Genomic DNA, 9,783 nt, shown 5'->3' with positions numbered 1-9,783 from the left:
TTGAAGGGTGCAATCTAAATTTTCAGATAAAGTCATAAAAAAAATGAGCGTATTGGCATACACTCATTTTTACTACATTTTTCTAATGTCTGCTTAACTGACTGGCATTACCGTATTGCCGGGGCTTTTTTATTTTTTATTAGGTAGTCTTTATTACAAAACTATTTTAAATAGCCGTGCTAATAAATCAGATAGCTGTAGCATCCAATAACAATTCAGCGGAATAAACCGCTTGCCATGACGCTTTAAGCTGTTTGTGCACTTGGTCAATCGGGAAGGTACTGAATTTTGCAATATTTTGCGCTTTTTGAATGTTGTTGGCGCGCATATATGCAATCAAAAAGTCCTGACCATGAAGTTGCAGATAAAACCAGGACTCGACATGAATCTGTTCAGCCTTAAGCGTTTCAATTACTTCGTCTTGACGTGCTTTCAAAGTACGCTGCCAGTCATGAACTTGCTGCATGTGTAAGGGCTTAAGTTGAATGAGAACTGCGCCGACATCCATAATTTTAATTTTCTTTTGAGTATCATTATTATATAAATGATTTATATGAAAAAAGCGACCTGAACCGGTCGCTTTTAAGCTGTTAAGAGGCATTTAGTTGGGTTGAACCAATCCAGTGCTTGGAAAACTGATAGGCAGCACGTCCTGAACGTTGACCGCGTGCCTGACACCAGCGTAGGGCTTCAGCACGGGTTTCTGGCGTGAGTTCCATGCCTGCCTTTTTGAGATAATGTTCTACAATTTCTAAATACAGGTTCTGATCCATTGGATAGAAAGACAGCCATAAACCAAAGCGGTCAGACAGCGAAATTTTCTCTTCAATCGCTTCTTGCGGATGCAATTCGGTATATTGCGGAACATCAACCCGGGTAACCGGGGTGTTTTCATGCATGAATTCGGGTAATAAATGACGACGGTTACTGGTCGCATAAATCACAAAATTGCTGGAACCAGATTGTAAAGAGCCATCTAAAACACTTTTTAAACTGCGATAATTTTCATCTTCAGCATTAAAAGCCAGATCATCACAATAGACAATAAACTTTTCTGGACGCTCTGCAATGAGTCGCTGAATCTGAGGCAGATCAGATAAGTCATCCCGTTCGATTTCAATTAATCGTAACCCTTGATCTGCATACTCGGTGAGTAGGGCACGAACAATGGAGGATTTACCCGTACCGCGTGAACCGGTCAGTAAGACATCATTGGCAGGTAAGCCGTTTAAAAACTGCAACGTGTTCTGGATGACTTTTTCTTTTTGTCGCTCAATCCCTTTTAAATCGGCCAGTTCCATCTGTCTAAGCTGATGAATAGGTTTGAGTTCACCATGTTGCCATTTATAGGCATGAGCAGAAAAATCAGGAATTTGTTTTAGTTCGGGCAGACTTTGCTGAAGTTGCTGCAGAACAGTCGAAAGGGCATTTAAAATATGGTCAGGTAACTCAATTTTCGCCATGATTTAACATTACAGATTTAAAATTATGGCTAAGATAGTACCATTGCAAAATTCACAGTCAAAGCCAGAAAAGTATGATAATTTGCTTAAAGTAGAGAATTTTCGTTATTGTAGAGGATAGAAAATTTGTACACATTTTCTGGCTCTGGGTACGAGCTGTATCAAGAATAAATATAGGGAAAAGGCAGATGCTGTTTAAAGATTTTACTCAGGATATTAATCCACATCAGGCCTATCGTATTAAAAAGCTCAAGCAGCAGCTGCAACAGGCTGAGTCCTATGAGGAATGGAAATATATTGCCCTGAAAATAGATGAAGAATCAGGTGCACAGGAATGGAAATTTGATAACAGTTCACCCTACTTTGATGCAGAAGTGATCGCACATCGTCTGGGTAAATTACGACGCTATCGACAACAAAAGCGCACCCGTGACCTGATGTATATTTTGCGCGAAGGCCTGAGCTACGATATTGCCAACATTGCCCATCCTCTACTGTTTACCGAAGCCTATGTGGGCACTAAAAGAATTATTGAAGATTATGTCGAAGAAGTCAGCCAAGGCTTAGCCTATATTGCTTCAATAGACTGTACCTGTCTCAGTATGGAAGAAAAAATCGAATATTTTCAGCATTGTCAGCGCGCCTATGGCCAGCCAGCCCTGATGTTTTCCGGTGGTTCGACGCTGGGTCTGTTTCATACTGGTGTATGCAAAGCCTTAATGGAGCAGGACTTGTTGCCGAAGGTAATGTCCGGTTCAAGTGCGGGTGCCATCATGACCGCCATGTTAGGTGTATCCAAACCTTCGCAATATATTGATATTTTGAAAGGCCATAATTGCTTTCATGAGGCTTTTCATTTCCGCACCATGAGTGAATTGATGAAAGGTAATGGTGGTCTGGCGGATGTAAAATATCTAAAAAAATTTCTGGTCGAAAATCTGGGTGATCTGACCTTCGAAGAAGCACTCAAAACCTCAGGTCTGCATATCAATATTGCGGTTGCACCTTATGATGCTGGACAGGATGCACGCATTTTAAATGCCTATACTTCTCCGGATTTGCTGGTCTGGAGTGCGGTACTGGCGTCTTGTGCGGTGCCGGTTCTGTTTCCACCGGTTCGTTTGACCAGTAAGCGCTATGATGGTCAATATACGCCTTATATGGGTTCAACCCGCTGGGTGGATGGCAGCGTGCGCAGTGATTTTCCGCAGGAGAAAATGGCACGCCTGTATAATATTAATTATACCATTGCCAGTCAGACCAACCCGCATATCGTGCCATTCATGCAGGATGATATTTCACGTTTCCGTAAAGGTACTTTGAGCTGGCCACAACGAATTGTTCGCCGTCAGGGCGCGGTGATTACCAAAGGAATGATGGATTTCGCCCGGGAACATGCCGGTAGCTTGCCTCCTGTACGCCGTCTACTGGATCATGGCTATGGTGTAGTTGACCAGCGTTATTATGGTGATGTGAATATTGTCGGTAAATATAGCCTACGCCACTATAGCTATATGTTGCAAAATCCGCGGCCGTATCTGTTTAAAATTTTACAGCGTGAAGGGGAGCGGGCTACTTGGCCAAAAATCTCCCTCATTGAGACTCAGGAACGGGTCGGGAAAACTATTCAGCATTGTCTGGAGCTGCTAAATTATCAGCATACACTTAATCCAATACCTGAATACATTGCCACGACTTAATTTAGATCATCTCGATATTTCTGATTTTGAACTACGAACCAAAGCCCGTAGTCTGGGTTTTGGTCGGCGTCTTTATTATGCCAAGGGAAATGCGCTCTGGCTAAAAACCCAGATATCGCATGGATCTGATAGTTTAATATCATCTCCACATGCTGAACTAGGCTGGCAACATGAGCTGGATTTTTATCAGGCTCATGCCAGCTCAGGTGATCTAAATTTTTTCCTTCCACATCAAATTATTCAACAGCCTTTCAAGATCAATCATGAACAATTTGAGCAGGCCTTAATTCTGGTCGATGCGCCGGCGCATTTTCAGATCATGCCGCATCAGCAATCCATCACGCAAATTCGGCAACATTTGCTGCAAGCTGTGGAGCCTTTAATCTGCCTGCAAGAATTGGGTTATTTGCATGCCGATTTAAAGCAGGAACATTTTGCAAATAATCAGGGCAGGGTCTGCCTGCTTGATTTTGAGCATGTCCAAATACTCCATCAGAATGACCTGCATGAACTGAATGCGACACCGCGTTATATGGCGCCGGAACTGTTCCAAGGCCAAGCCAAGAGCCTACAAAGTGAAGTTTATGCTTTGGGTGTTATTTTTTATGAGTGGTTGAGTGGTCAGCGTTTACAGGCGACAGATTATCTGGATTGGGCCTTTTTGCATTGTCAGCGTCTGAAAGTTGAGTTACCGCAGCACTTACAGGCTTTTCAAGGCTTATTAGAAGAAATGTTAAGTAAGCAGAAGCAGCATAGATTGGCCGATTTTCAAGCTGTGAAAGACTACTTAATGACTGAAATTGAATGAGAAAAATACAATAAAACTTGAATTGTTTCTTATTTAATCAAACGAGTGTTTTTTTATGATAAACGGCTTGTCAGCTGGAAATGATCTCTATAATATACACAGCCATTGGGGACGTGGCGAAATTGGTAGACGCACTGGATTTAGGTTCCAGCGCCGCGAGGTGTGAGAGTTCGAGTCTCTCCGTCCCCACCAATCAATATTTGAGTAACTGGATATTGGGTGGAAGTAGAGGATTGGTGTAATGGTAGCATGACGGTCTCCAAAACCGTTCGTCAAGGTTCGAATCCTTGATCCTCTGCCAAAGTTTGAAAAAAATCCAACGCTAAGTTGGTACCCTGATGGGGACGTGGCGAAATTGGTAGACGCACTGGATTTAGGTTCCAGCGCCGCGAGGTGTGAGAGTTCGAGTCTCTCCGTCCCCACCATCATATTAAAGCAAGGCTAATGCCTTGCTTTTTTATTGCCTGAAATTTGAGGGCGGTTTTTTTAGTACCAGATTTTTGCTGTCATGGTTGATGAACATCAATGCGTTTTGGGCTTAAATTATCTAGCGAATGATTGCAAGGGCAGGGCTTTAGTAAATTTCATTGTATTGCTGCAATAATTCATGCGATCTGTATATTCAATAATTTAAATGTTATATGAATCAGTCCCATGGTGTCTATCAATTTTATCTATTGGTCTAAATAGAGCAGTATTTGCTCAATAGTGAATTAACTGATTAATTTTTGATATAAAAGTATTTAGCTTTCTATAGAACTACTTGTGAATCAGGTCTGATCGCTATAATATACACAGCCATGGGGATATGGCGGAATTGGTAGACGCACTGTGTTCAGGTCGCAGCGCCCTCTGGGCGTGAGAGTTCGAGTCTCTCTATCCCCACCATCATATTAAAGCAAGGCGAGTGCCTTGCTTTTTTATTGCCTGAAATTTGGCAAAGCCGTTGTTATTTATGCTGTATTCTATTTTGAGTTCATGCACTGGCTCAGACATTATTTATCAATAATAGTTTCAGCATTCTGAATGTCCATGCTGATCAAGATTAGAAGGTCATTTGAGTTTTAATTTGAAATATTGGAATTGAATCGAAATGATTAAAAATAACGAATGGGCGGTCATATCCTAAAATGAATCAAATTTTCGGCATAAATTTTATAAAAAATTAAAAAATAGAACTAACTGTTTATTTTATGGCGGAATAGACTGTGATCGCTTGTAAAATCGCTTGTCAATGCCGGTCTATCTCTATAATATACACAGCCATTGGGGACGTGGCGAAATTGGTAGACGCACTGGATTTAGGTTCCAGCGCCGCGAGGTGTGAGAGTTCGAGTCTCTCCGTCCCCACCAATCGATATTTGGGTAACTGGATATTGGGTGGAAGTAGAGGATTGGTGTAATGGTAGCATGACGGTCTCCAAAACCGTTCGTCAAGGTTCGAATCCTTGATCCTCTGCCAAAGTTTGAAAGAAATCCAACGCTAAGTTGGTACCCTGATGGGGACGTGGCGAAATTGGTAGACGCACTGGATTTAGGTTCCAGCGCCGCGAGGTGTGAGAGTTCGAGTCTCTCCGTCCCCACCATCATATTAAAGCAAGGCTGATGCCTTGCTTTTTTATTGCCTGAAATTTAGTGAACAAAGAAAAGCCCATCGAAATGGGCTGAATAACTGGAGAATAGCGCTGTTGAATCAGTGGAAAGATTAATTTATTTTTCTGCTCTTAAATAGAAGCTATCAGGCTTTTAAGTGATCTTCAAATTCCTCGCCTAGTTGTAGTGCCAGGGCATTACCTGCCAGATCACAGGTCACCAGGCCATATTCTTTCTTGAAGCTGAAACTGAAACCACGATCATCCGCCAGGGTGCGTACCGAATATCCCAATTTTTCTAACCATAGTCGAAATGCAATCAAATTTTTCGCTTTAACCACTTTTTTCACGAGATCACTCCTTCATCATTGTTAAATCTTAAATAAGGGTGAAAAATTATCTTTTAAAGGGCAAATGCCTTTATTTAAATTAATTTAAATGAATTTGCGTATATAGTGAACATTGGTTGATTAAGAAAAAATCAATTTAAGCGTTAAGTAAATGATTTTTATAATATTGAATAGGTTGTAACTAAATATTAAGTTTTTATAAGTTATAAATTTGGATAATTAATTTTCTAATTCAATAATTTATTAGTGAAACAGGTTGTTTTATAATTTTATCAACCGTATGAAATAGAAAATTTCAGATCTACAATGAGAAAATTAAAATCCAATCGACTTATTTATTAAAAGAATACCAGCTGCTGGTTTTCTGATCTTTAACCTGATTTGCATGCTTTATACTGTCTGAAATGTAATTCTAAAACTGAATACTCGTACCATGACTGAACTGACCATTGAGCACTATGTGAATCAACAAATTGAATTGATGCAGCAGCAGGGACTTGATCCGGTTGCTGTGATGTTGGGACATGAAGACTGGTTGAACTTTAGTGTTCAGTCGAAAGTGGCCTATACGCCTTTTGGCTGTGCCCGTCGTTATCAACCCGCTTTAGGTGGCTTACTACTGGTACGTATTGATGAAATGCAGGCGGTGCGTGTCGTGACTCAAGGTGAACTGGATACTTATGCACAAAGTAACCAGATTCTTTAACATTGCTTCATGCAACACATATGTTGTCAATTCTAGTAAATAGAATCTAAGAACCTGGTTACTGCTATCCTACACATCATCATTCGGGATCCACATAGCCAATGTCACTTTTAAAGTTGAACGACAGAACTAATGTCATGCTCTGAAAGCAGACATTTCTATTTGGGGCTTACAGACCTTACTTCTTGTAATGCCCATTATGTTAAATAAGTTGTAGATTTAGAGATAGTTCTTTTTATAAACATATAGGTGCTGCTTTATAAATTTAGTCTGTAACTCCAATCTAAATTAACTAGACTGATGAGCTGTGGATTTTGAAGTATATGAGCTATTAAAGGCTTTTACCTTATTTCTAATCTAGAGTTGAATTAATTTGGTGGAATAAAAATTGGCAATACAATTAGCAACTGCAAACGATCTTGAATGGATAAATGCTCAGTATCAAAAGATAGATTTTGTTCCAAGCTCTTTAGACAATGAAATTATTGCAATCGTTACTTATAACGATGAGTTGGCAGGGTTGTTTACCTCAATGATGATGAAGTCGAAATTGGGGGAATTTATATACTGGATGAGTTTAGAGGACTATCTCTAGCAAATGAGCTAGTTGGGTACTTAGTAGAAACAGCTAAAAAGAAAAATCTAAAAGAAGTGTATTGCCTGCCATTCGAAGAACTCAGAAATTTTTATGCAAAATTTGATTTTCATGAATTTGAATATGAGGACAGTCAAGTAAATGCAAAAGTATTAGAAAAATTCAAATGGTGTTTAGGTAATTATGAAAAGCAAAGTTTTACTATTGAAGCTAATTAATAATTATTGAGATTTCCTAAAATTAACATAATACACTTCATACGGAATACTTTTTTATTTTATATAAATCATATACTTATATTATTGGTGAAAGCCTAATTCAAGTAAATTGGGCTTTTTTATTCATTTGTTAGGTTCCACGATAATTATTTGAGCAATATTCCGTGAATTTATCCAATTTTAATAAACATCCTACTATTTTTTATAAGTCATTATTTCATGTGTTAGAACTAAAATTAGTTCCTAAAAAATAGGAGACGTGGTTGATCATAAGAAAGGAAAAATGGTACAGAAAGTCATTTTTAAGTGGAAGTTCAACGTGTTCCGATTTGTGTAAAAGTTGTACGTTCCTTTCAATGACATTCTATGCATCGCAAATGACAAATAAGTGAGTCGGCTGAAGCATTGATCTTCAGCTTTGAATCCGGTTTAAAATTGATCTTTCAGGGTTCTTAAACGCTGAAATTCTTCCACGCTTTCTGCACGCAGAAAAGGATTGGTTTGCAATTCATCTTCAATACTACTTGGCAGCGTGCACTGGCCTAGCATACGTAAACGCTCGATCTGCTCGAAGCGTTCCAGAATTTCAGGATTATCTGGTTCGACGTGTTTGGCAAACTGGGCATTCGATAATGTGTATTCATGGGTGCAATACACTTGTGTGCGCGGCGGCAAGGCAGCCAGACGGGACAGTGAATGATACATCTGTTCAAATGTTCCTTCAAAAACTCGGCCACAGCCCATGGCAAATAAAGTATCCCCGCAGAACAGCACATCAATTGCATCAATAAAATAAACGATATGGCCGAGTGTATGCCCGGGTACAGCAATCACCTGGATATCTATTCCATGAAAATTAAACTGTTCTTCATGCTCAAGCGGATGGGTGATAAAGGGAATTTTGCTTAGTTCTGCTCGTGGGCCATACACGGGCAGATTTTGTTCCTGGATCAGCCCCGGCACACCGCCAATATGATCTTTATGCCAGTGAGTCAGCCAGATTTGACTTATGGTTAGACCGTGTTCAGCACAATAGTCTTGTACCAATTCTGCTTCGGTTGGATCAATCACGGCCACTTGATGCGACGCAGTATGTTCAAGCAACCAGATATAATTTTGCAGTGAATTCTGGACATCAATACAGTGAATTTTAAAAGGCATCATAGCGCATCACATCAAATGAAGATTAAAGATAAAGTAGCATAATTTCGCATGCTCTGGGGCTGGTTGATATCATCTGATCATCCGCGATTATTTTCATTTATCCTAAATTTGAAAAATTTATGATGCTGGATCATCAATGCTTACAGCATTGCCGATGGTATAAAAATGCCCGCCGGCTACATGATGAATACTTTTCCATTCTTCATCCACTTCATGATAATGCCAGTGGCCGTCGCGGAAGACCCGATCATCGGCATAGGCTGCAATCACCTTGCCTATAAACAGGTCATGCATTTGCTGGTTATGCGGCTCAGGAATCAGCTCGCAGAGTATCCAGGCCGCACAGCCTTGTACTACAGGAATATCAGCATCAGGAAAATGAAATAGTTCTACTCCGGATTGTGCCAGTTTGTCCGGCACATCATGCAAGCTCTGCGTACCCAGACGATAGACCATATTCAGTTGTTTCAATGTTGGAATTTGCAGCGCGAAATAACCTGAATTTTCAATAATATTTCGGGTTTTGGTGCTTTTATCCAGAACCACAGTCACTTTTGCGGGGCTGAATTCCAATGCGCATGCCCAGGCTGCTGCCATAACATCTGTATCCTGCTGATCTTGAGCAGATACCAGTACAGTAGGGCCATGGGTAATCAGACGATAAGCTTTTTCTAAGGGAACACTTTGAATATGGGAGTTTATCATGCAGCACCATTTGGTCTATTTATTTAATAGGCTAGATTAATGAGATCATTAACATATTCAAGTTCATTCTTGCAAAAAAGCTTTTAAACTAGAGATCGTTATATTCAGGAATTCAAACAATGAAAATGTACCAGGTCGATGCGTTTACCACGGAACTGTTTAAAGGCAATCCCGCAGCCGTGATTGTGCTGGATGAATGGCTCGAAGATGGTTTGATGCAAAATATCGCCTTGGAAAATAATCTGTCTGAAACAGCTTTTGTTAAAGTTATCGATAGCGATAATTATGCGATCCGCTGGTTTACGCCAACTAAGGAGGTGGATTTTTGTGGTCATGCGACATTGGCCAGCAGCTTTGTACTATTCAATCAATGGTGGTGTTTCAAAAAGTATGCTGGCGTTAAACAAATCCGTTATTAAGGTAAAAGAAAGTCAAATCAAAGGCTTTAAAATGATTTTCGAGCTTTTTAGAAAAGTTGCAAC

Annotated in this window: 10 protein-coding genes, 7 tRNA genes and 2 pseudogenes; 13 read left to right on the top strand and 6 right to left on the bottom strand. The window is 40.0% G+C overall.

Features of this window, described 5'->3' with window-relative positions; genetic code table 11:
- Positions 1 to 187: 187 nt before the first annotated feature.
- Both WFH18_RS15380 and WFH18_RS15375 read right to left on the bottom strand, forming a co-directional pair.
- Positions 188 to 601, bottom strand: coding sequence for a DUF6176 family protein (locus WFH18_RS15380; protein ID WP_004729935.1), 414 nt, complete (start codon positions 599 to 601; stop codon positions 188 to 190).
- Positions 591 to 1,463 carry an ATP-binding protein gene (locus WFH18_RS15375; protein WP_004729934.1) on the bottom strand — a complete coding sequence of 291 codons (873 nt, stop codon included), beginning with the start codon at positions 1,461 to 1,463 and terminating at the stop codon, positions 591 to 593. Before WFH18_RS15375 ends, WFH18_RS15380 begins: the two co-directional genes overlap by 11 nt.
- A gap of 188 nt (positions 1,464 to 1,651) precedes the next feature.
- Between WFH18_RS15375 and WFH18_RS15370 the strand changes: the two genes are divergently transcribed.
- From WFH18_RS15370 to WFH18_RS15330, 9 genes are all read left to right on the top strand, one after another.
- On the top strand, positions 1,652 to 3,163 hold the full coding sequence (locus WFH18_RS15370; protein WP_005262041.1) for a DUF3336 domain-containing protein: 1,512 nt from the start codon (positions 1,652 to 1,654) through the stop codon (positions 3,161 to 3,163).
- Positions 3,150 to 3,971, top strand: a complete 822-nt coding sequence (locus WFH18_RS15365) for a protein kinase domain-containing protein (RefSeq protein WP_004729931.1) — start codon at positions 3,150 to 3,152, stop codon at positions 3,969 to 3,971. The genes WFH18_RS15370 and WFH18_RS15365 overlap by 14 nt, the downstream gene beginning before the upstream one ends.
- A gap of 107 nt (positions 3,972 to 4,078) precedes the next feature.
- Positions 4,079 to 4,163 (top strand) — tRNA-Leu (locus WFH18_RS15360).
- A gap of 35 nt (positions 4,164 to 4,198) precedes the next feature.
- Positions 4,199 to 4,272, top strand: a tRNA-Trp gene (locus tag WFH18_RS15355).
- Between the two features lie 39 nt (positions 4,273 to 4,311).
- Positions 4,312 to 4,396, top strand: a tRNA-Leu gene (locus WFH18_RS15350).
- A gap of 377 nt (positions 4,397 to 4,773) precedes the next feature.
- A tRNA-Leu gene (locus WFH18_RS15345) sits at positions 4,774 to 4,859 on the top strand.
- A 380-nt stretch (positions 4,860 to 5,239) separates the two neighbouring features.
- Positions 5,240 to 5,324, top strand: a tRNA-Leu gene (locus tag WFH18_RS15340).
- Positions 5,325 to 5,359: 35 nt separating this feature from the next.
- A tRNA-Trp gene (locus tag WFH18_RS15335) sits at positions 5,360 to 5,433 on the top strand.
- Between the two features lie 39 nt (positions 5,434 to 5,472).
- A tRNA-Leu gene (locus WFH18_RS15330) sits at positions 5,473 to 5,557 on the top strand.
- 152 nt (positions 5,558 to 5,709) lie between these two features.
- Here the strand turns inward: WFH18_RS15330 and WFH18_RS15325 are convergent.
- Positions 5,710 to 5,913 (bottom strand): hypothetical protein, encoded by a 204-nt coding sequence (locus WFH18_RS15325; protein ID WP_004280022.1) that lies wholly within the window; start codon positions 5,911 to 5,913, stop codon positions 5,710 to 5,712.
- A 433-nt stretch (positions 5,914 to 6,346) separates the two neighbouring features.
- Here WFH18_RS15325 and WFH18_RS15320 point away from each other — a divergent pair, with 433 nt between their 5' ends.
- From WFH18_RS15320 to WFH18_RS18560, 3 genes are all read left to right on the top strand, one after another.
- Positions 6,347 to 6,619 (top strand): hypothetical protein, encoded by a 273-nt coding sequence (locus WFH18_RS15320; RefSeq protein ID WP_004729928.1) that lies wholly within the window; start codon positions 6,347 to 6,349, stop codon positions 6,617 to 6,619.
- 388 nt (positions 6,620 to 7,007) lie between these two features.
- Positions 7,008 to 7,214: a hypothetical protein gene (locus WFH18_RS15315; protein ID WP_211100814.1), complete on the top strand. Its 207-nt coding sequence runs from the start codon at positions 7,008 to 7,010 to the stop codon at positions 7,212 to 7,214.
- Positions 7,169 to 7,432 carry a GNAT family N-acetyltransferase gene (locus tag WFH18_RS18560; RefSeq protein WP_212749801.1) on the top strand — a complete coding sequence of 88 codons (264 nt, stop codon included), beginning with the start codon at positions 7,169 to 7,171 and terminating at the stop codon, positions 7,430 to 7,432. The genes WFH18_RS15315 and WFH18_RS18560 overlap by 46 nt, the downstream gene beginning before the upstream one ends.
- A 429-nt stretch (positions 7,433 to 7,861) precedes the next feature.
- On the opposite strand, the gene gloB is transcribed toward WFH18_RS18560, so the two are convergent.
- Both gloB and WFH18_RS15305 read right to left on the bottom strand, forming a co-directional pair.
- On the bottom strand, positions 7,862 to 8,596 hold the full coding sequence (gene gloB / locus WFH18_RS15310) for a hydroxyacylglutathione hydrolase (protein WP_004729925.1): 735 nt from the start codon (positions 8,594 to 8,596) through the stop codon (positions 7,862 to 7,864).
- Positions 8,597 to 8,713: 117 nt separating this feature from the next.
- On the bottom strand, positions 8,714 to 9,301 hold the full coding sequence (locus tag WFH18_RS15305) for a flavin reductase family protein (protein ID WP_004729923.1): 588 nt from the start codon (positions 9,299 to 9,301) through the stop codon (positions 8,714 to 8,716).
- Between the two features lie 119 nt (positions 9,302 to 9,420).
- On the opposite strand from WFH18_RS15305, the pseudogene WFH18_RS15300 reads away from it, so the two are divergent.
- Positions 9,421 to 9,675, top strand: a pseudogene (locus WFH18_RS15300) (PhzF family phenazine biosynthesis protein); the annotation flags it as partial.
- 25 nt (positions 9,676 to 9,700) lie between these two features.
- Here WFH18_RS15300 and WFH18_RS15295 read toward each other — a convergent pair.
- Positions 9,701 to 9,783: pseudogene (locus WFH18_RS15295) on the bottom strand (IS1 family transposase); the annotation flags it as partial.

Source organism: Acinetobacter sp. USHLN143 (genome assembly GCF_037145695.1).
GTDB lineage: Bacteria > Pseudomonadota > Gammaproteobacteria > Pseudomonadales > Moraxellaceae > Acinetobacter > Acinetobacter fasciculus.
Note: the sequence above shows the minus strand (reverse complement) of the source record. Positions and strands in the feature narration are given on the sequence as shown.

Excerpts from the sequence above, each read along its gene's own strand:
- WFH18_RS15380 (WP_004729935.1), bottom strand. The coding sequence starts at position 601 with ATGCCTCTTAACAGCTTAAAAGCGACCGGTTCAGGTCGCTTTTTTCAT.
- WFH18_RS15375 (WP_004729934.1), bottom strand. The coding sequence starts at position 1,463 with ATGGCGAAAATTGAGTTACCTGACCATATTTTAAATGCCCTTTCGACT.
- WFH18_RS15370 (WP_005262041.1), top strand. The coding sequence starts at position 1,652 with ATGCTGTTTAAAGATTTTACTCAGGATATTAATCCACATCAGGCCTAT.
- WFH18_RS15320 (WP_004729928.1), top strand. The coding sequence starts at position 6,347 with ATGACTGAACTGACCATTGAGCACTATGTGAATCAACAAATTGAATTG.
- gloB (WP_004729925.1), bottom strand. The coding sequence starts at position 8,596 with ATGATGCCTTTTAAAATTCACTGTATTGATGTCCAGAATTCACTGCAA.
- WFH18_RS15305 (WP_004729923.1), bottom strand. The coding sequence starts at position 9,301 with ATGATAAACTCCCATATTCAAAGTGTTCCCTTAGAAAAAGCTTATCGT.